A 20,666-nucleotide genomic window follows, 5' to 3' on the forward strand; every position below is an offset into this window, starting at 1 on the left:
TCTTCTGTTACTGCCGGTTTTTTAAACCCGGGCTTGAATACCGGGCGGGTCGGTTTTGCCGGTTCCTCGGCAATGGCTTCCGGAGCGGCCGGTTCTTCCTTCGGTTTTTCGTCTTCTGTTACTGCCGGTTTTTTAAACCCGGGCTTGAATACCGGGCGGGCAGGCTTGGGCGTCTCTGCTGCCGCTTCCGCAGTCGGTGCCTCTTCAACCGGTTTTGCTTCTTCTGTCGTCTTTTTGAAGCCGGGCTTGAAGACGGGACGCGCAGGCTTGGGCGTCTCCGCTGCCGTTTCCTGTGTTTCTTCGGCCGGCCTGGCTTCTTCTGACGTCTTTTTGAAACCGGGCTTGAAAACAGGGCGGGCAGGTTTTGACTCTTCTGCCGGAACCTCCTGCGGCGCTTCCTCCTTCGGTTCCTCCGGTGTTTCGGTCTTTTTGAATCCGGGCTTGAACGCAGCCGGACGGGCTGGTTTCGCTTCGGCAGCCGGAGCGGCCTTTGCAGCGGCTTTGGCTGCTTCTTTTTCAGCGACGAACTGCTCGTAAAGCTGTTGCTTTTCCACAGCCTGCTCGGGAGTCAGGTTCGTAAAATGGTACAACATATTCCGGATATCGAATTCGGAATAGTCATACGTTTTTGTCATGGTCAGGCATTCTGTCGGGCATACCGTCGTACACAGGCCGCAATAGCAGCACTTGGCCATGTCGATGTCGAACTTCGCCGCATACAGCCGGATCGACGACCCGTCGGACGCTTTCGCCACTTCGCCCGTTGCCTTAATCGGTTCAATTTCAATACAATCTACCGGACACACCTTCGCACACTTGTCACAGACGATACAATCGTCCATTTCGTTGTGGAGACGGTAGCGGCCGTTATCAGGAACGGGTACAGACTCGTACGGATACCGCAGCGTCACCATACCCGTCTGCTGTTCAAAATACGAGGGGTCATCCACGAAAACAGGCTTGCGCCGTGTCCGGGCATCCTTCAGGTGCCGGAAAGACAACTGAAGTCCTTTCAGACTCGACCGGATTCCCCGCTTCAATGTTCCCCAGTAGGATACTTCGTTATCTGCCATGCCAACTCGGACTAATTCCGCCGGTACAACCCGCCTGGCGGCCCCGGAGTTCACCCTTCGGCTGTCCGGTACCCGCAAAAATACACCGGCAAACGCAAACGACCGCCGTTTGGGGCAGTCGTTTCTCATTGCTTTTTAGAACGAATCCAATCAAGTAGCCTATTTAGCCGATATTCAATAGCGGATATGCCATTTCCGGAAAAGAAAATGCATCAGCCAGGCCGGCCCGATCATCAGAAACTGAATGTCTTTGAAGAACGAGGGTTTTTTGCCCTCTACCTTATGCCCCCAGAATTGCCCCACCCAGGCAGCGGCAAACAACACCAGGCATACCGCCCACAGCGGCCAGGGAGCGTGCTTTTCAATGAGTTCGCTTCCCCACAGGCATAGCAACAATACCAGCAGCATGCCGGTAGCTATTGGCCTTGACAGCTGCAGGTAATACAGCCATACCAATACCGCGGCAATCATCGCGACGTTCAGCGGAATCGCCGGCGTCAGGTCAACCGGCAGTTTGATACCATACAGCAACCCCACAATACTGAAGAAAATAACCGGTACGCATACCCAGTGAACAGCCTTATTGGTCGGATTCCGGTGACTTTCCCCGTATTCATCCAGCCAGCTTTGCAGATTTTTCATTGCCTGTCAAGAGGTTAGGCTTCCGGAGAAAACGCCGGAAGATGTGGAAAAGCTACAAAACAAACGGGAAAAAATAGCGGGAAAACAGCCTGAAAATCAGTAACCGGTCACGATAATACCCAATTCTTTGGAGATCGCCTGGTCGATCTTCTTCATCTTCATGAATTGCATCAGCAACTCTTCCTGCTCGGCAGATTCTGCCGACAACCCCAACCGCTGCTTCACTTCCGCCATACGCAGGTTATTGAAAGCTTTTTTCAACCGGAGAATACAGGCATATCCGTCTTTCCCCAGTCGTTCCCGCTCATGCGGAATATAGATTTCATGCATCTTGGCCCAGTTTTCGCTGAGCGGATGTTTTTCCGTGACGAAATGGATACTCGTCTGCAGGATTTCTTCTTCTTCGTGACCAAGGAAAAACTGGGTTTCCGGATACAGTTCCTGCTGGCTCGCCGCCCGGAAAATTTCCATAAACCGACGGTACACCGGCGTCTGAAATTCCAGGTCATACGTCTGCCCTACCATGTACTCCATGAGGGTAATCTCGTGTTCACCCTGCTCCCGTACTTCCTTTTCGATGACCAGACTGCCATACAGGACCAGCAACCGGCAGAACTCCTCCTCCTGATAAGAAAGCGGAGGGCGCTTCGGCGTCGTAACCGTCTCGGTTGCCGTCTCTTCGAAGGGAGCTCCCCCAAACGGAGGTTCGGAAAACGGCCCCTCTTCCGCCGGAGGTACTACGCCCGGCGGCAGGGGCACTTCCCGGTTGTCACGGGGTTTGGAACCCGCTTTGGCCCTGTCCCGGAGCTTCTTGTTGGCTTCGTAGATAAGGGTTTCCTCCGGAAGGTCCATCAGGCGGGCCGTCTGCTGGAAGAATACCTGGCGGGTAATCGCGTCGGGAATCCGGGAGATACTGTCCACCATTTCCCGGATTACACCGGCACGGCGGAACGGATCGTTCCCCGCATCCTGCAACAATACTTCCGCCTTGAAGCGGATAAAGTCGACCGCATGCTGCCTGACATAGGCTTTGAACGCTTCGCCGCCGATCTTACGGACGTAGCTATCGGGATCTTCCCCTTCCGGAAAAGTGCAGAGCTTGACGTTGAGTCCTTCCTCCAGGATCAGGTCCAATCCCCGCAGGGAGGCCTTGATACCGGCGGCGTCGCCATCATATAAAACGGTGATATTCTGCGTAAAACGACCAATTAATCGAATCTGCTCGACCGTCAGCGAAGTACCCGAAGACGCGACCACGTTGGCAATACCCGCCTGGTGCAGGGAGATGACGTCGGTATAGCCTTCCACCAGGTAAGCTACTTCTTCTCCGCGGATCGCATTTTTCGCCTGATATAATCCGTACAGGCTGTTGGACTTGTGATAAACCTCCGTTTCCGGCGAGTTGAGGTACTTCGGCTGGTTCTTATCGGTCTTCAGGGTACGGGCTCCGAAGGCGATTACCTTTCCCGACAGGTTATGAATCGGGAAAATAACCCGCGCCCGGAACCGGTCAAATACCCGGCCGTCGGGCCGGTCGTCCAGATCCCGGCGGATCGATAGCCCTGCTTTCTCCAGTACGTCGAGGCGGAATTGCTGCTGAAGCGCTTTTTTGGTGAAGGCATCCCAGCTATCGGGCGAATAGCCAAGTTCAAACTTGGCGATGGTCGGGTTGTTGAACCCCCGTTCGCGGAAGTAGCTGAGACCGATGGACTGCCCTTCGTCGGTTTCCAGCAGCTGCTCCTGGTAAAATTTACGGGCATAATCGAGCGCGATGTACAGACTTTCCCGCTCGTTCTGATGCTGTATTTCTTCCGGGGTGAGCTCGGTTTCCCGGATTTCGATGGCGTATTTTTTCGCCAGGTGCCGCAGGGCTTCCGGATACCCGATGCCCTCGATCTCCATGACGAATTTGACGGCATCCCCGGCTTTTCCGCAACCGAAGCATTTGAAAATACCCCGGGCCGGGTTGACGTTGAACGACGGCGTCTTCTCGTTGTGGAACGGGCAGCAGGCAATAAGATTCGCCCCCCGCTTCTTCAGCGTGACGTAGTCGTTGATGACGTCAACAATGTCGGCGGCCTGCTGAATCTGCTGGACCGTTTCCTGAGGTATTCGCATGGATCAAAGGTAGGTCACAATAGCGAAAATGCGATTGACGGCGAAAGAAACCGTGCCGGAAGGCGGCGATTGACAACTATCCATTCATAAGAAAAGTGCCTGATCCGGAGGTATCTTTTGAACGGACTACCGGGCTTTCAGCGATATCCGTATTTTTGACCGGTAAACTCTTTCCCTTATGAATATTTCCTTCTCGCCTGAAACCACGAAGGCCGAACTGTTCGACAAAATCGCCGCGGAGCTCGCCAGCCACGGCCTCAACATCGCCACTCAGGACCAGACGCGTCCGTGGGGAGGCTTCTTCGTTATCGATGAAGCACAGACGGCCCAGTTTGTCTCGACATATTTTCCGACGGTCAACATGGACGACCTGAAGGGCTTCGCCAAGCTGAGCCCGAAAATCCTGGTCGTCGGACCGGAGAAACGCCTCTCCTGGCAATACCATTTCCGCCGGGCAGAAATCTGGCGGGTAGTCGGCGGTAAAGTGGCCGTTATGACCAGCCCGACCGACGCCGAAGGCGAAACCAACGAATACGAACCCGGCCAACTCATTACCCTTCAGCAGGGCGAGCGCCACCGGTTGATCGGCCTCGAAAACTGGGGTATTGTCGCTGAAATCTGGCAGCATACCGATCCGGCCAATCCTTCGGATGAAGACGATATCGTCCGCGTACAGGACGACTTCCAGCGCAAGTAATTTCAGCATGGAGCAGAGGGCATGGGGCCCTTTGCTCCATGCCCTCTGCCTGATAACTTTAGAAGCCACAAAAAAACCATCCGGAAATCCGGATGGTTTTTTTGTGGCTTCTAAAGTTATCAGATCCCGCCCTTCACGTATACCTGGCCGGTCGGGCCGCTTTCGCGGCTGCCGCCTTTCGGCTCCAGGGAAATGGCGTAGGAACTGGCACCTTCTACCTGTTTTACTTTCTGCATACTCGTGACGGGGTCAAACACGCCGGCGTCTACCGGTTTCCCGTCTACGATTGCCCAGAGTTGGTACTGCTTCCCGTTGGGTGCAGAGGGCAGCTGCACATTGGCGAGATACGTTTCGCTCTTGTCATCGTTCCAGTACAGCATCGCAAAGGCAGTGGGCGCGATGGGCTCTCCCTTCAGTTTGATCAGCTTCGTTCCGGGGTTCTGGAGTACCGCAATTTCTTCCCGTATCGAAATGAAGGACGCTTTCTGTACATTTAAATTATTGGCGAGCTGTGTATTCTGTGATTCCAGGGAGGAGACAAGGTCTTCTGTCTTTTTCCACTGACGGAACAGCAGGATATTTCCCACCACACTCAGCACCACGATGACGGCGGCGGCGGCGGCCCAGTTCCGGGAACCGGAAATAGACCGGAGAATCGAGAGCCCCGGTGCGGGCTCGGCGGAAGGCCGGTGTGAAGCTCCGTTCACAGCAGTCTTCCCGGCTTCTGATAATGTTTGCAGGGAGCCCAGAATCTGATTTCTCAGGTGGGCGGGAGGTTCCTGGGCCACTTCCCAGGCATAGTCTTCCAATGTCGACCGTACTTCCTCCACATGTTTCCTGAATTCAGCATTCTGCGTGAGCCACTTCTCCACCTGACTGTTTTCTTCTTCAGATGTGAAACCCAGCACATAGCTTTCCAGCAAGCCAGACGAGACTATTTCTTGCTCATTCAATGGTGTAATGATTAATGTAGGTGGTCAAAAACGACAAAAATCAGTATAGATATCAGATTCCGGAGCTGAGCAAGGGCGGCTTTTACCCTCGTCTTGACCGTTCCAAGTGGGATTTCGAGTTCTTCGGCAACTTCGGCCTGCGTATAGCCCTGAAAATAAACGAGCTCTATGATCGACCGGTACTCAGGACGAAGCTGATCCACCACTTTGCGGACGCCGATGGCATCAACCTGATGCTCAACTGGATTTTCTTCTTCAACCACACTTACGAAATACTCAAGCGGTTGGTTTTGAGTATTTTGTTGATAGTCCTGAGATCGTATTTTATCGATGGCTGTGTTGCGGGCAACGTTCAGAATCCAGGTAAAGAGGCTACCCTTCGAACGTTCGTAAGAGTCGATGTTGCGCCAGATCTTGACAAACGATTCCTGCATGACATCTGCGGCGATTTCTTCCGACCTGACAATCTTCAGAATAACCCCGTACAGCGCAGACGAATAGTTGTCGTATAATATGGTAAACCCACGCTGGTTACGCTCACGGAGCATGGCAACCAGGTCGTTCTCGGCTACAATGATGCGTTTTTTGCCCAAAGGAGAAAAATTAGATAGTCACAACAAAACTAACAGTAAGGGGTGTAAAATTCAATTCATTTGTTGTGCAGATAAGCGGGCGATGACAGAAATAAGTTTATAAAAGGTGTCGGCTGCGGGTCTTTTAGCTGTAAGCTCTATGCCATAGGCTTTAAGCTACCTTTCTCTCCGAACCGTTTTCGCCTATTGCTTATTGCCTAAAGCAGATAGCCTGAAAAGTCCACTCCATGTCTTCAGCCATAAGTGTCTGGCCATAGGCTTTAAGCTACCTTTCTCTCCGGCCCGTTTTCCGCTTATTGCCTAAAGCATACAGCCTGAAAAAGACAAAGGGCCTCTACGGAGAAGCCCCTTGTACCGGAAATGAATTAACCCACACCTTTAACTTACTTCTCAGACAGTACCCGAGGGCAAGCCTGAGCAGTTTCGGTTGTCCAGACATAGTTACGGGATTTTGCCCTGCCGTGGATTCTTCGTTCGGGATTTTTTTTCAGTTTTTTTAAGAAAAAATTTTAATTGACGATCAATCAGATAGTTAGCATCGAACCTTTTGCTACACGGGTAATCAAACAAAAAGAGGCTGCCCGATGGACAGCCTCTTTCGCCACTGACAATTGTCAGCACTTTTTGCCCGGAGGGCACTTCTTGTCTTTTGCCTTGGCTTCGGGTTCAGCGTTGGCAACGCTGGTTTCCGTCTTCTGCTGTACTTCGCCTTTCAGGAACATCGTCATCGAGCTGTTTTCAGCGTTGCTGAATACCGTAATCTGCTTGTTGAAGGCGCCCATGGCAGCCGCGTTGTACGTAGCGCTGACCTTGCTGCTCTTACCCGGAAGGATCGGAGCCTGTGACCAGGTCGGCGTGGTACAACCGCAGGAAGCCGTTACATTGCTGATTACAACCGGGGCATTCCCCGTGTTGGTTACCACAAATTCGTAGGTAACCGGCTTGCCCTGAGGGATTTTGCCGAAGTCTTTCGTTTCTACATCCACCTTCAGTTTACCCTGGGCAAAAGCCGTTGCAGAGAGGGCAAAAAGGGCGAGAAAAAAGAAAAGTTGCTTTTTCATCGGATTGAATAAAGTTTGTTTGGTTTCTCTTTTGGATCCGGAGCAAAAGTAGCGGGAACCTCTTTTCGCTCAAAACAGTACGCTGTTAATGATATGTTAACGGCAAAAAACATCGTTCCGCGGGGTTTGGATACCTGATTCCTTTTCCTTTATTTTTACCAAGGCAATGAGGGTGCCGGCAGGCCGCCCGACCCCTCGCCAGGGCCTTTCCGGCCCTGTTTTCAGCGTTCCGACCCGCTGAGTGACCTGCTTGTTTACGCGCCGGTTCCATGTCGGAAGCGTATTCCGCTTAACTAGGTATTCACTTGATTAACTGCTTGTCGATGGAAATGAAGGAAGCCGCCCTGGACCACCTGTCTCTTACCAAAGAGCTGATTCTGGCCGACTATCGAACAGTATGGGAAAGTCGCCACGTCAGCCTGCTGGCCCGTAAAGAAGTATTCATGGGTAAAGCCAAGTTTGGCGTTACCGGCGACGGGAAAGAACTCGCCCAGGTAGCCATGGCCCATGCTTTCCGGAAAGGAGACTGGCGTTCAGGCTATTACCGGGACCAAACCGTTGTCGCTGCCCTCGGTGAGCTGACCTGGCAACAATACTTTGCCCAGCTGTATGCCCATACCGACATCGACGCCGAACCCAACACGGGCGGCCGGATGATGAACGGGCACTACGCTACCCGGCACCTGGATGAACGGGGGCATTTTCTTCCCCAGACTACCCGCTATAATAATGCATCCGATATCTCTCCGACCGCCGGGCAGATTCCCCGTGCCGTCGGTCTCGGATACGCTTCCAGGCTATTCCGGGAAAACCCCGGCCTGCAGTACCTGACCGATTTCTCGGATCACGGAAACGAAGTATGTTTCGCGACCATCGGCGACGCATCGACTTCCGAAGGCATGTTCCTTGAAGCCATCAACGCTGCCGGAGTACTGCAGATACCGGTAATTTTCTCTGTTTGGGACGACGGCTACGGTATTTCTGTACCCATCCGCTACCAGACGACCAAGGAAAGTATCTCCGAAGCCCTCGCCGGTTACCAGCGCACGGACGAAAAACCGGGCCTGGAAATCATCACCGTCAAGGGTTGGGATTATATCCGGCTCATCGAAGCGTACCGCAAGGCCTCGTTCCTCGCCCGTACCGAGCATGTTCCGAGCCTCGTTCACGTCGAAGAAGTCACCCAGCCACAGGGACACTCCTCATCCGGCTCCCATGAACGGTACAAATCACGGGAACGGCTGGCGTTTGAAGTCGAAATGGACTGCAACCGTCAATTCCGTCTCTGGATTCTGGAAAACGGCTACGCCACCGCCGAAGAACTCGACGCAGTCGAAGCCGAAGCGGCCAAAACGGCCCGAACCGCGCGCGACCTCGCCTGGAAAGCATACCTCGAATCCCTGAGGCCTGATCTGGATTCAGCGCTGGAAGGCATGGCCCGCGCCGCGCGCGACAGCCGCGCCGGCGACGACATCCTCGCCATCCGGGCGCACCTGCAAAAACTGCAGAATCCCCTCCGCTCCGATGTAATTGAGGCTGTTAAACAGACGGTCCGCGCGCTTCGCTTTGAAGAAATTCCGGCTAAGCAGGTACTGGTCGACTGGCTCAACCGTACCAAACACGAAAACTGGAAGCGGTTCAATACCTTTCTGTATAGTCAATCTGACGAATCGCCGTTGCGCGTGCCTGTCGTTCCTCCGGTATACGAAGCCGACAGCCCCATGCTCGACGGCCGTGAAATCATCAACCGGAACTTTGATGCACTCCTCGCCCGCGATCCGCGGATTTTTGCCATCGGCGAAGACGTGGGTAAAATCGGAGACGTCAACCAGGGCATGGCCGGTCTTCAGGCCAAATTCGGCGAGCTGCGGGTAACCGACACAGGTATCCGGGAAAGTACCATCATCGGACAGGGTATCGGCGCGGCACTTCGTGGCCTGCGCCCGGTAGTGGAAGTACAGTATGTCGACTACATGCTTTACCCGCTGGCCACGCTGTCCGACGACCTCGCTTGCCTGCATTACCGTACTGCGGGCGGCCAGAAAGCGCCCGTCATCGTTCGTACCCGCGGTCATAGGCTCGAAGGCGTCTGGCATTCGGGTTCTCCGATGGCCGTGCTGCTGCACGCGCTCCGGGGTATGCACATGGTCGTTCCCCGTAACCTGACCCAGGCAGCGGGCTTTTATAATACGCTCCTTCGTGGCGACGACCCGGCACTTGTCATCGAGCCGCTCAACGGCTACCGGATCAAGGAACCGCTACCGTCCAACCTTGGCGAATTCTGCCTGCCCCTCGGGGAACCGGAAGTACTCCGGGAAGGTACTGATCTGACGATTGTGACCTACGGCTCCATGTGCCGCATCGTGATGGAGGCTGCCGAACAACTGGCGACCGTGGGTATTGAGGCCGAAGTAATTGACGCACAGACACTCATCCCGTTCGATCTGCATCACCGTATCCTGGCCTCCGTGCAAAAAACCAACCGCTTGCTGGTCACGGACGAAGACATGCCCGGCGGAGCGTCGGCCTTTATGCTTCATAAGATTCTTGATGAACAAAAGGCCTTCCGATGGCTCGACGCCGACCCGCAAACGCTGACGGCACATCCTCACCGGCCGGCCTATACAACCGACGGCGACTATTTCTCGAAACCCAATACTGAAGACATCTTCGACGTGGCCTATGCCATGCTTCACGAATCTGATCCACGCCGGTATCCTTCTCTCGGATATGAAATCAGTGACTGGTCCTTCTCAGGCAGCCGCTGGTGGAAAGCGCAGGAATAACGGCCGCCGGATACCGGCTGCTTCTTTTTCTCTACCGGCATGACCAAACGCGTCGCTGCCGTATTTCTGCTGACGCTGACAGCCGGGCTCTTGTATGCCCGGCTGGCTCCGTCTTATACCTATGAGCTTACTTCTCCCCTGCTCGATGCCCATAAGTACATCCGGCTGTACCATTTCTTTCGGGGAGAAGCAGGCGATGCGTCGGTCCCTTTTCCCTACAATACCCGGATACTGATGCCCTGGCTGGCGGCACACCTGCCTGCGCCTGATATGAAAACGGCGTTCGCCTGGCTGACGGCGTTCTTCAGTGCGGTATGCACCGGTGCGCTGGTAGTAGTTTGGGGGAGATTATCTATCCGCCCGGCTGTCTGGATACCTGCTGTTTGCTGGATGGTTTTTCACTGGAAAGGAATACTGCGGATGTACCTCCCTGATCCGGCCAACGCGGATTCGCCGGTATATGCCATACAGGCGCTCTGGATCGCTGTCTGGCTGGCAGAAACAAACGCAGTGCGGCGCATAGCGGCTTTCAGCCTGCTGGCCGTCGTCGGAATGCTGGCAAAAGAAGTACTGCTTCTGCTGCCCGTTCTGTATTGGCTATGGGTATGGCGGGAAGAAAAACGGTTTTTTAATCCGGCGATCGTTCCGGTATTGCTGGCCCTGGCGACGCGGGCGGCAGTGGGCATTAGTTTCCCGCCGGAAGCGGCCGATTGGCGCAGCAATTCCCTCATTACGCCGCTCCGTGTCATCTGGTATTACCTCCAAAACGCTGCGCTGATTCCACGGATACCGGTCAGCTGGTTTATGGCGTATGGCGGGTTTCTGCTGGCCGGAATAGTCACGTGGCGTTCCGCATTCAACGAAACGCCACGTGGCAATACATGGATTTTTTGGGGAGCGGGCCTTTGGCTGGTCCTCAGTTTAGTAGGTGGCGGAGATACCAGCCGGATTTTCTTCAACGGCGCTCCGTTTGTTCTGACTGTTTGGCTGCTGGGTATTAATTCGGTTAAGACGCCCTGGTTCAGCAGTCTGCTCCTGCTGCTGTCAGTGCCGTTGATGCGGTTGACACAGGCGGAACCGGACCCGGCATATTCGTCAGCAGACGATCGCAGCTGGTGCGTCGAATGCTGGAGCCTTACCGAAACGCTGCCCTATGCAGCGTATGCGCTTGTGCTTTTCGCCTTTCTATATTTCTGGCTCAGACGCCGGGCTTTCTGACAAGCCAGAAGAGCTCCCGCCCGCTGTCAGACAAAACAGCGCTGCGACGAACATCAAACAGCTTCTCGAAAGCCGCCACAAATGTTTCCCGGCTGTAGGAGTCGAACGGATTCCGGTGCGTCTTCAGCAGCAGTTGCACCTTGGGATCGGGTTTCGGAATAAATTCCACAAATGCTTCTTTTCCGAGACGGAAGAAAAACTCCGCCTGTCGGTGAAAAGGAATCGCATAGGTAATAGCCAGGTGGTGCGTCACCGCCAGCGCCAGTACCGAATCAGCACCGATGCGCTCCAGTACAGACGAACGTTCTTCGTTCATCCAGCCGATACCCGGCTCCGGATTGGCGGCATTGAAGCAGATCGGCAGGATACGATCAACCTTCTTTTCCCGCATGTCAAGCCACATCGCATCGACACACGTCGGATCCGCTTCAGCAGCAATCACACAGGCTGCGGTTTCGGCAGCCATGTAGCTGTACTGCCCGCGGTTGGCGCCAACGTCGAGAACCTTACCCGGTTGTTGTTCCTTCAGCCAACCCGAAATCACCTCGCGCTTCTTGACCTGATAAGCCTGCTCTACGTCATTTTCGTAGTACTCAATCCAGTTGGAGGGAGTCGCAGCCGGTTTCAGCTTTTTGACGATTGCCTTGAGGTGATTGGCGAGGTTTGTCAGCTCCTGTTTCGAGAATTTTTTCGCTGTTTTGGCACCACCCCGGGGCGTCGCATTAAGCTGACTGGCGTGGAGAAACAGGTGGAGATAGAGCCCCATCGAAAACCGGGCCTTCAGCGGCAGTAATTGCGTGGCAACCGGCAGGGGAATACCATCCGGATAGGCTGACCAGAGCGTATGCAGGGAAACATCGCCGTACGACATCAGCGCAAGCGGCGCCAGAAAATGCCGGCAAAACTGACCGTAGGCAAACCAGGGATTTCCTTCCGACCACTGTTCAAAAGACAGGGTATCGATGAAAATCGGATTGGGACCGGCAAACTGGATGTTGTACGCCGAAGCATCCTTCAGCACCATTCCCTTTTCGATCGCTTTGAGCTGAATATCAAGGGTCAGAACGGCGGCGGCCTGGAGCATTCGGAACGACCAGGAAGCCGGATACGTAATCACCGGAATGACGGACGGCTTGAGAATACGCGCCGCGACGGGATCGGGTGAAGAACGTGGATCCTGTACTTCCTCATGCGCGATGAGCCGGCGCTTTTCGGTCAGTTGACTGTACAGTCCGGACGACATGAGAAAATCATAATCCGGCAGGTAGGAAGGGTTTACTTGTCTGAACGGTTCTCCGTTATGAAGGAAAACAAAACCATCGGGATCCCGGAAAGATGCTGGATGCGTCACTCTTCGTCTTTTGTTTTATTTCCAAAAAACTGAGAAGCCCAAAGTTTAATACTCTTGAAGAAAACCCCTGCTCCTAAAAACGCGGCAATCAATGCCTGAACAATAACACTGCCGCTGCCGGGATCGAGATAAAGTAGCAAAGAACTCATAACAGGTCAATCGGTTGGTTTAAGAATTCACGTAACAATAAAGCAAAATTAACAATTTATTCATAAATACCTATATGATCCGGTAAAAGTGGCAAAGCCGTGCCAAATGTGTGGTTGAGTACAATACGCCATGCATTGACGGGTGTAACGCCTTCATACCAGTCGCCATAGTGCTGGCCGGTTTCATATACACACATAAAATTCTCAAACCCCTCCTTGTCAGCTTCCGAGCGCGGTATATTCTTAATCCACCGGTGACCGTGATCACTCATGATGAGAATAATGCACGGGCGTCTGCGGCTGAGAATATTCCGGACGAGTTCGAGTATATGCCCTTCATGATAAACCAGCGTTTGTCCGTAAGCCTCCATTTCCGGGCGGTTTTCTGCATCCGGATCGAATCCTTTTTTATTTACAACATAGTTTTCGTGCGATAGCTCGCTGTGGTAGTAACCGAACTGACGGGCTGCCGAACTATCCTTTAGAAAAGTCTGAAAATCGGCCATCCTCTTCATCAATCTTTTGTATTTCGGCTCCGGCTTTTCAACAGGATATCCGGGGACTTTCGAAATAAGAAAAGGTATATAAAAAATGGCACTTCGTGCTGCCGCGTAATGTGTGAAACTCATCGGGAAAATATAAACGCCATTCCGGAAATCATCTTCTGTTTCCTGCAACAGACTATACCAGCATGTGTTGTAGTTTTTCGCTTTGAACAACTTACTGGAGGCATTACCCGGAATAAAAGGCAATAGCACCTCGTCGCTCCTGGCCAGGTCGCGGGAGGAGTTCAGATAGTTGACGTTCAGCATTGTAGACATAACCCTGCGGGTCATGTTATACGTTGTATGCGAATTTTTGACCAAATGAAAACCCCTGGATCCAAGCGAATCCAGAAACGGCTTGTTGGAATGATTCCAGTATTTCTGCAGATTAGGTGTTGCTGCGTAAGCATCCATCACAAGTAGATAGACATCTTTTTCTCCGGCATGAGATGCTTCTAAAATGGGCGGCGTAATGATTTCCTTCGGGTATGAAAACCAACGATATCCGAGAAATAAACTCCAGCCCAGAATCAAGATAACGAGATAAGTATGCGCATTCGATAACAATTCTCTGACTTTCCTGAGCCGCAACGCTATCATCAAGATCACAAACAGGGTAATGCCCAATGTTGTCCTGAAACGTATTTGTTCATGAAGCAAATTCGCCTGAACATATACCGCATTCAGCAATAGACCAGCCAGTGGCGTGACAAGAAGGGAAATATTACGCCGGTTTTTCCAGCGCAGTAATCCCAATATCCCCCAAATAATTGCTAGTAATAATACGACAGTTATAAACGTGCCAACTACTTCGGTAAAGCTAATTTTTGCGCTGTCATACCAAACATTAAGTAGAAAGTAAATAGCGAGCAATAATGGGTGCAACCAATAGCCGTTCTGAAAAAACGACAGTTTTTTAATCATAGAATTGATACAAGTGAATAAAACTCCCGAATAATAAGAAGTGAACGCGAAAAATAAAGTATAATTAGATAAAACGAATATTAATTTCGACGATTCATCGCAAAAAGAAGATAGCGCCGCTAGCCATCAGCAGAATATAACTGCCGAAAACGACCTCTTCTCAACCCCATCCCATCTTCTTAACAAGCATTATTTTATCGGTTACGGCTGTCATTCAACATAGGCATTCCACTACCGAACTCATGATTGATTACTTTCCTCCACACGTTAACCGGAGTAATTTCCTCATACCAGTCGGTACCAACACCCCCGGTTTCATAGACAGCGAGAAAATTCTCATAACCTTCCCGGATCGCTTCTTCCCGCGGAATTTGCTGAATCCCCCGGTACCCGTGATCGCTGAGAATCACGATGATAGACGGTCTTCCGGTCGACAGAATCGTATTCACCACTCCCAGCATGTGCTGCTCGCTGAATGGCAGCGTCCCGCCGTAGGCCTGCATCTCTGGAACGGACCGGATATTCGGATCGAAACCGCGGGCATTTACGACATACGTCGGATGCGAAAAGACACTGTGGTAATATCCGAAACGACGCCCGGTGGCCGGCTCCTTTACAAAACGCTCAAAATCAGCAGCCCGCTGCATCAGTCGCCGGAACCGGGGTTCCAGCGGCTCATCGATGGCGCCGGGAATCCGGGCATATACTGCCGGTACAAAATAGGCCGCGCTCCTGGATGCAGCATACGTCAGGTAGCTGATGGGCAGAAACGTCGTTCCGGGGCGGGTATCGCCCGGGTACTCCTGCAAGAGGCTGAACCAGCCGGTCCGGAATCCCTGTTGCCGGAAAAGCTTCGTCGTCAGATTATCGGGTATGTATTCCAGTAGCTTTTCCGTACTACGGGTTTCCTCCAGGCTATTGAGGTAGCTGAGATTGAGCATACTTCCCAGTGTCCGCTGGGTCATGTTGTAGTTGGAATGTGCATGCGGGAAAACCCGGAATCCCTGGCGTTTCAGGGAATCGATAAAGGCAGTATTGTCGTGATGCCAGTACTTTTTCAGGTTGTGAGGCGCGGCATAGGCGTCTATCACGAGCAGGTATACGTCTCTCTCTCCTGCCCGCGCGACTTTTACCTCCGGAATAGTCAGAATATGCTGCGGAAAATTGATCCATTTCCAGCCCAGCCAGGCTCCGCTGGCGAGTATGACGAGGTTGAAATACAGGTGAATACGACTCAGATTCAGCTGTTTTTTCCGGAAATAGAAACTGAGGAGACCCAATATTCCGACGACCACCGGAAAGGTAATCCGGAACCGCACGGATTCATGCAGAATCGAAAATTGCAGGTATGTAGCATTCAGGAGTACCAGCGCGAGCAGCGTTGCCGGAATCGACGCATTGCGCGCACCCGGCCCGGCCAGCAGGGCAAAAAACAGCCAGAATAATCCGACTACGCCGGAAGTAATCAACAGCGCCAGCCCTATTTCACCCCAGGCACTCCGGCCGCTGTCGTACCAGACACTGGCGATAAAGTAAAGCACCAGGAGAACCGGGTGCAGCCATCCCGTGGAAAGGATGTTGTTTTTCGAAAAAGACATGGTCAAAGATGCTTATAAAAGAGAAAAACCCGCCGGGAAACAGCGGGTTTTTCTCTTTTATAAACGATCCTTCCTAGGTGAAAAAGCGCGTTACACCCGGAACAGCAACCGGATACAGACCCTCCGAATTCGGGTTCAGCGGCATCTTGGCGTTCCAGCTGTACTCGGTCGGATGGAGATCGAGACCGGAGTTGATCGCGGTATCCCAGTCGATAATCTGGCCGGAATACGTTGCCAGGCGACCGAGGATGGAAGTCATGGTCGACTTCGCCCCGTTTTCTGCGTCGGCAAACTTGTATTCGCCTTTGGCAACGGCTGCGAACAGCTCGTCGTGTTCAGCCTGGTACGGGTTGTTTTCCGTCTTCTTGTTGAACTGGAACAAGGATTTTCCTTTGTAATCAACAATCCTGGCGTCGCCGCAAAGAATTTTGCCTTTCGTTCCGATGATGGTTTCGTCCACCTTGGCCCAGGTACCCTTGATGTGGCGGCACTCTGAGTTGAGGATGGTACCGTCGGCATATTCAAATTCGACGTGGTGGTGATCGAAGATCTCGCCGTAGTCTTTGCCTTTCCGTACTTCACGACCACCCGTACCCTTGGCGCGGATGGGGTAACCACCTTTGAACCAGTTGAATACGTCGATGTTGTGAATATGCTGCTCGGTGATGTGGTCGCCGCAAAGCCAGTTGAAATAGTACCAGTTACGCATCTGGTATTCCATTTCGGTCTGTCCTTCCTGGCGGGGTTTCACCCATACGCCGTCGTTGTTCCAGTATACGTTACCCGATACGATGTCTCCGATCATCGCCTTGTTTTTCAACAGGGCGCGGTAGGAGTTCTGGTAGTGGCGCTGAAGACCTACCACGACGTTCAGTTTTTTCTTCTTAGCTTCTTCCGCTGCCGCGAGCACTTTCTGAACGCCGGCCGGGTCGGTCGCTACCGGTTTTTCCATGAAAATATGCTTGCCGGCCTTCACCGCTTCTTCGAAGTGGATGGGGCGGAATCCCGGAGGCGTTGCCAGGATAACGACGTCGGCCAGGGGAATGGCTTTCTTATACGCATCAAAACCCACGAACTTGTTCTCACCGATGGCCAGACGATCGGACTTGCCGGATTGGCTCAGGCCTTCGGTGATCTGCTTGAGAGCGCCTTCGAGGCGGTCAGCGAAGGCGTCTGCAATCGCGACGATCTTCACGTTTTGCTTGGTAGCCAGTGCCTGCATGGCAGCGCCGGTACCACGCCCCCCGCAACCTACCAGGGCAATTTTGATTTCATCGGCAACGGCGGAGTTGAACAAACTGCCGGCATTGGAAGCCAGCGGAGCGGCAATAAGACCACCTGCGAGCAGTGATCCGGCTTTCACAAAGTCCCTGCGGGATTGGAAATCTTTGTTCATGGAACGTATTGGTTTAGAAGATACTGTTATTGTTTACCTACCATTTTTTCGAAGAAGGCTTCTGCTTCTTCCTTCGTCGGCTGCTTCACCGGACGTACCAGGCGAATACCTACGGCGTCTCCGTCGGTCATCCACCACTTGGAGCGGGGCATCTGCGGGTCGCGCTGGTTCCAGTCTTCCACCTGCGGGAGGCGGTCGGCACTGCGCAGTTCATCCGACTTGCTCTTGAAACTGCCTCCGCGTGCGGTGTGATACGCCCGCAGGGAAGACCGCTCCACAAAGAAACCGCTCTCGGGGTGAGCCGACAGCTTCTGGAAATACTGCGGATCGTACATGTCCATCGTCCATTCGGCGACGTTGCCCAGCATGTCATAGAGACCAAAGGCATTCGGCTTTTTTTGCTTCACCTTGTGATACGCCTCCTTGCTGTTGCTTTCATACCAGGCATACTGCCCGATGGTAGCGGCGGTCACACCGGCCGGATAAGCGGCCTTGCTGCCGGCGCGGCAGGCATATTCCCATTCAGCTTCTGTCGGAAGACGGTAGAAAATACCCGTTTTCTTCCACAGCCACTTGCAATAGGTCAGCGCCGTATAGGGCTGCATGGAGTTGGCCGGAAATCCACCCTCCTTGCCCATTCCCCAGGTCAGGTCGATGTACTGGGCCGTCGGACGGGAAACGGCATCCGGTTTTGGCGCCGCGTCTTTCTCATCAAAACGGAACGGAAAAAACTGATCGTGGGTAATCTCCGTTTCAGACATCCAGAACGGATCTACTTTTACTTTCACCTGCGGCCCCTCGTCCGGGTGCCGGCCTTTTTCCGATACCGGGCTTCCCATCAGGAACTCGCCGGCCGGAATGGGTACCATCCTGATTTTCACCGGTATTTCCGGAAAATCCTGTTCGTAGGGCTTTCCCTGCTCCGCCTGCCCGAAAGCCTGTCCACCAAAAACGGAAAACGCTAAAAGACTGATTGCTGTTCTGGGAAGAAAATTCACAAGAGTTAGAGTAAGTTAAGTGAATAACGCGTGAAATGTTTGGTAATCATATTAGAAAAAAAGGGATAAAAACTACTCTTCCAGACCGAACTTTTTGAATCCGGCCGACCAGGTTTTCATCCCTTTTTCCGTGTTTTCGAGGATCAGAACCTGCGCTTTTTCCCGTTCAGCGAGACGGATAGCCTTCTCCGGCGGCAGCATGTAGCAGGCGGTTGAGAGCCAGTCGGCTGTTGCGGCATCGCGTGCCACGATCGTCACCTGCCGTTTGTACCCCAACCCCAGACCGGTTTCGGGAGAAACGATATGTGCATAGCTTTTTCCATCGATGATCACGGCCTGATAGGCGTCGCCGGAGGTTGAAATACCTTCGGACTCCAGCGGGAGGTACTTTTCCAGCAACTCGCCGTTGGTCCCGGGTATCTCAATGCCGATTTTCCATTTTTCAGCGCCGTGACTTTTGCCGACGGCCATATTACCAGCCGCGTCACACAGCGTTTCAGGGAAACCCTGTCTTTCCATTTCTTCCAGCATCCGCTGCGCCGCATACCCTTTGCCAATGGCGCCGAGATCCAGGCGGGTACCCGGCCGTTGAAGGCTAACGGTATTGTTTTTCAGGATCATATACCGAGATCCTACGGTTGCCAGCGCTTTTTTCAACACCTCCGGTTCGGGCAGCTTCCGGCTTTTCCGGGACGTCCTCCAGAGCTGGGTCAGTTGCCCGACGGTCACATCAAACGTACCCTCACTCCGCTCCCAGGCCATTTTCGATTGCGCCAGTATCTCCTGCAGCGCCGGAGATACCGGTATGAAACGACCGCTTCCGGCCGTCGCATTCAGCCGGCTCAGTTCTGATTCCGGCAGGTAGTCGCTGAAAATCAGGTTCAGCGAATCCACCAGGCGGAAGGCACGGGCGGCAGCGCCGGCAGCGGCGGCAGAATCCGTCGACCAGGTCTGCACCGTAAACAGTGAGCCCATTTTCGGCTGGCGGAATACCCATTTCTTCGATTGGGCCATTCCCTGAGCAGCTGTCAGCAGCAGCAGCGGTAGCAGCAGACGGCGCATCAGTGTCCGGAAAAAGCCAGGCGAAGTTCTTCCCGGTCGTCAAAGTGATTCTTCACCCCCTTTACCTCCTGATAGGTTTCGTGGCCCTTTCCGGCAACGAGGATGACGTCATGCGACTGCGCCAGCAATACCGCGCGGCGGATCGCTTCATGCCGATCCGGTAATATCTCCACTACGGCAGCCGTCTGCGCCGGAATACCCTTTTCCATATCGGCCAGAATAGCCAGCGGGTCTTCGTTCCGCGGATTATCCGACGTCAGAATCACCCGATCTGCATACTGGCAGGCGATTTTGGCCATTTCCGGGCGTTTGGTCGCATCGCGGTTACCCCCGCAACCGACTACCGTGATGATCTGCTCATTCCCCTGCCGGAGCTCGGAAATGGTCTCGAGTACGTTTTTCAGCGCATCGGGCGTATGCGCATAATCCACAATTCCGACGATATGTTCGGGGGAGATTACCTGCTCAAAACGGCCCGGAGGCGGCTGCAGGCCCGAAAGCTGGGTCAGTACCTCGCCGGGCTCCTCGCCGAGCAGGCAGGCTGCGCCGTAAACGCCGAGCAGGTTATAGGCGTTGAAATTTCCGATCAGTTGGAAATGTACCTGCTGGCTGTCGATTTCCATTTCCAGGCCGAAAATAGAGTCCGAAAGCAGGCGGCCCCGGAAGCTGGCGCCGGTTTCCAGGGAGTAGGTTTCCCGTCGGGCGACGGTATTCTGCACCATCACCCGGCCGCGCGGGTCGTCCACATTAACCAGCGCAAAGGCCTGTTTCGGCAGTTGATCGAAAAAGCCCTTTTTGGCCTTGATATAGGCGTCGAACGTTTTGTGGAAATCCAGGTGATCGTGGGTGATATTCGTGAAAATACCCCCGGCAAACTGCAAACCCGCGATCCGCTCCTGCACAACGGCATGAGACGATACTTCCATGAAGACATGCGTACAGCCGCGATTCACCATCTGCGCGAGCAGGGCATTGAGCGAGAGGGAATCCGGAGTAGTATGGGTAGACGGGATAACTTCGTCCTCAATCTGGTTCTGTACCGTCGAGATAAGCCCGCACCGGTGGCCCAGCGCCCGGAAAAGGCGGAAAAGCAGGGTGACGGTCGTGGTTTTGCCGTTCGTACCCGTCACGCCCACGAGCTGAAGTTTTGACGAGGGCTGCCCATGAAAATTGGCAGCGGCGAATCCCATTGCCCGGGCGGCATCCGCCGTCTGGATATAGGTGACGCCGTCCTGCAAAACCTCCGGCATCGTTTCACACAGAATAGCCGAAGCCCCTGATTCGATGGCTTTGGGGATAAAGGCGTGTCCGTCGACCTGCGTCCCCGGAATAGCGATAAAGAGGCTGCCCGGCTCAACCCGCCGGGAATCAAAGGTAATGGACCGGATATCCTGGTCGGTGGAACCAGCTACCGCTTCGAGCGATACCTTATAGAGAAGATCCTTGAGGAGCATAAAAAAGCCCGTAATGGTGCGTGGTTCAAAATTAAGGAGCCTGCTCCA

The 20,666-nt window shown here is 53.5% G+C and carries 17 protein-coding genes; 3 read left to right on the top strand and 14 right to left on the bottom strand.

Translation table 11 applies throughout. The features are described from left to right. From BLR09_RS11580 to dnaG, 3 genes are all read right to left on the bottom strand, one after another. Window positions 1–1,073: 4Fe-4S binding protein (locus BLR09_RS11580; protein WP_093201986.1), on the bottom strand; the 1,073-nt coding region annotated here is incomplete at its 3' end. Window positions 1,074–1,247: 174 nt separating this feature from the next. Further along, the gene (locus BLR09_RS11585; protein WP_093201988.1) at window positions 1,248–1,715 is read right to left on the bottom strand and encodes an Mpo1 family 2-hydroxy fatty acid dioxygenase; all 468 of its coding nucleotides are present in this window, start codon (window positions 1,713–1,715) and stop codon (window positions 1,248–1,250) included. Between the two features lie 96 nt (window positions 1,716–1,811). Next, a complete protein-coding gene (gene dnaG / locus BLR09_RS11590; RefSeq protein WP_093201991.1) occupies window positions 1,812–3,833 on the bottom strand; it encodes a DNA primase in 2,022 nt (673 codons plus the stop codon). Window positions 3,834–4,011: 178 nt separating this feature from the next. On the opposite strand from dnaG, the gene BLR09_RS11595 reads away from it, so the two are divergent. Beyond that, on the top strand, window positions 4,012–4,530 hold the full coding sequence (locus BLR09_RS11595) for a cupin domain-containing protein (RefSeq protein ID WP_093201993.1): 519 nt from the start codon (window positions 4,012–4,014) through the stop codon (window positions 4,528–4,530). Between the two features lie 119 nt (window positions 4,531–4,649). On the opposite strand, the gene BLR09_RS11600 is transcribed toward BLR09_RS11595, so the two are convergent. The 3 genes from BLR09_RS11600 to BLR09_RS11610 form a co-directional block, all read right to left on the bottom strand. Beyond that, entirely contained in the window at window positions 4,650–5,483 is an 834-nt protein-coding gene (locus tag BLR09_RS11600) for an anti-sigma factor (protein WP_176785526.1), read from the bottom strand. A gap of 11 nt (window positions 5,484–5,494) precedes the next feature. Continuing rightward, window positions 5,495–6,076, bottom strand: coding sequence for an RNA polymerase sigma factor (locus BLR09_RS11605; RefSeq protein WP_093201998.1), 582 nt, complete (start codon window positions 6,074–6,076; stop codon window positions 5,495–5,497). Between the two features lie 614 nt (window positions 6,077–6,690). After that, window positions 6,691–7,137, bottom strand: a complete 447-nt coding sequence (locus BLR09_RS11610) for a DUF1573 domain-containing protein (protein WP_093202001.1) — start codon at window positions 7,135–7,137, stop codon at window positions 6,691–6,693. Between the two features lie 323 nt (window positions 7,138–7,460). On the opposite strand from BLR09_RS11610, the gene BLR09_RS11615 reads away from it, so the two are divergent. Both BLR09_RS11615 and BLR09_RS11620 read left to right on the top strand, forming a co-directional pair. Continuing rightward, complete coding sequence (locus BLR09_RS11615; RefSeq protein ID WP_093202004.1) at window positions 7,461–9,923, top strand: alpha-ketoacid dehydrogenase subunit alpha/beta; 2,463 nt, start codon at window positions 7,461–7,463, stop codon at window positions 9,921–9,923. A 39-nt stretch (window positions 9,924–9,962) separates the two neighbouring features. Beyond that, on the top strand, window positions 9,963–11,141 hold the full coding sequence (locus BLR09_RS11620) for a hypothetical protein (RefSeq protein WP_093202006.1): 1,179 nt from the start codon (window positions 9,963–9,965) through the stop codon (window positions 11,139–11,141). Here the strand turns inward: BLR09_RS11620 and BLR09_RS11625 are convergent. The 8 genes from BLR09_RS11625 to BLR09_RS11655 form a co-directional block, all read right to left on the bottom strand. After that, window positions 11,122–12,384 (bottom strand): class I SAM-dependent methyltransferase, encoded by a 1,263-nt coding sequence (locus BLR09_RS11625; protein ID WP_218126649.1) that lies wholly within the window; start codon window positions 12,382–12,384, stop codon window positions 11,122–11,124. The two genes, BLR09_RS11620 and BLR09_RS11625, sit on opposite strands and share 20 nt — an antisense overlap. Window positions 12,385–12,488: 104 nt before the next feature. Then, complete coding sequence (locus BLR09_RS25510) at window positions 12,489–12,641, bottom strand: hypothetical protein (RefSeq protein WP_176785527.1); 153 nt, start codon at window positions 12,639–12,641, stop codon at window positions 12,489–12,491. 56 nt (window positions 12,642–12,697) lie between these two features. After that, window positions 12,698–14,110, bottom strand: a complete 1,413-nt coding sequence (locus tag BLR09_RS11630) for a hypothetical protein (protein WP_093202011.1) — start codon at window positions 14,108–14,110, stop codon at window positions 12,698–12,700. A gap of 194 nt (window positions 14,111–14,304) precedes the next feature. Beyond that, complete coding sequence (locus tag BLR09_RS11635; RefSeq protein ID WP_093202014.1) at window positions 14,305–15,708, bottom strand: sulfatase-like hydrolase/transferase; 1,404 nt, start codon at window positions 15,706–15,708, stop codon at window positions 14,305–14,307. 73 nt (window positions 15,709–15,781) lie between these two features. Further along, on the bottom strand, window positions 15,782–17,104 hold the full coding sequence (locus BLR09_RS11640) for a Gfo/Idh/MocA family protein (protein WP_093202016.1): 1,323 nt from the start codon (window positions 17,102–17,104) through the stop codon (window positions 15,782–15,784). A 26-nt stretch (window positions 17,105–17,130) separates the two neighbouring features. Further along, a complete protein-coding gene (locus tag BLR09_RS11645) occupies window positions 17,131–18,102 on the bottom strand; it encodes a formylglycine-generating enzyme family protein (RefSeq protein ID WP_093202019.1) in 972 nt (323 codons plus the stop codon). A 72-nt stretch (window positions 18,103–18,174) separates the two neighbouring features. Continuing rightward, window positions 18,175–19,164: an FAD:protein FMN transferase gene (locus BLR09_RS11650; RefSeq protein WP_093202021.1), complete on the bottom strand. Its 990-nt coding sequence runs from the start codon at window positions 19,162–19,164 to the stop codon at window positions 18,175–18,177. Continuing rightward, window positions 19,164–20,618, bottom strand: a complete 1,455-nt coding sequence (locus tag BLR09_RS11655) for a UDP-N-acetylmuramoyl-L-alanyl-D-glutamate--2,6-diaminopimelate ligase (protein ID WP_093202024.1) — start codon at window positions 20,616–20,618, stop codon at window positions 19,164–19,166. Before BLR09_RS11655 ends, BLR09_RS11650 begins: the two co-directional genes overlap by 1 nt. Between the last annotated feature and the right edge of the window lie 48 nt (window positions 20,619–20,666).

The sequence above is a fragment of the Siphonobacter aquaeclarae genome (assembly GCF_900103285.1).
Taxonomy (GTDB): domain Bacteria; phylum Bacteroidota; class Bacteroidia; order Cytophagales; family Spirosomataceae; genus Siphonobacter; species Siphonobacter aquaeclarae.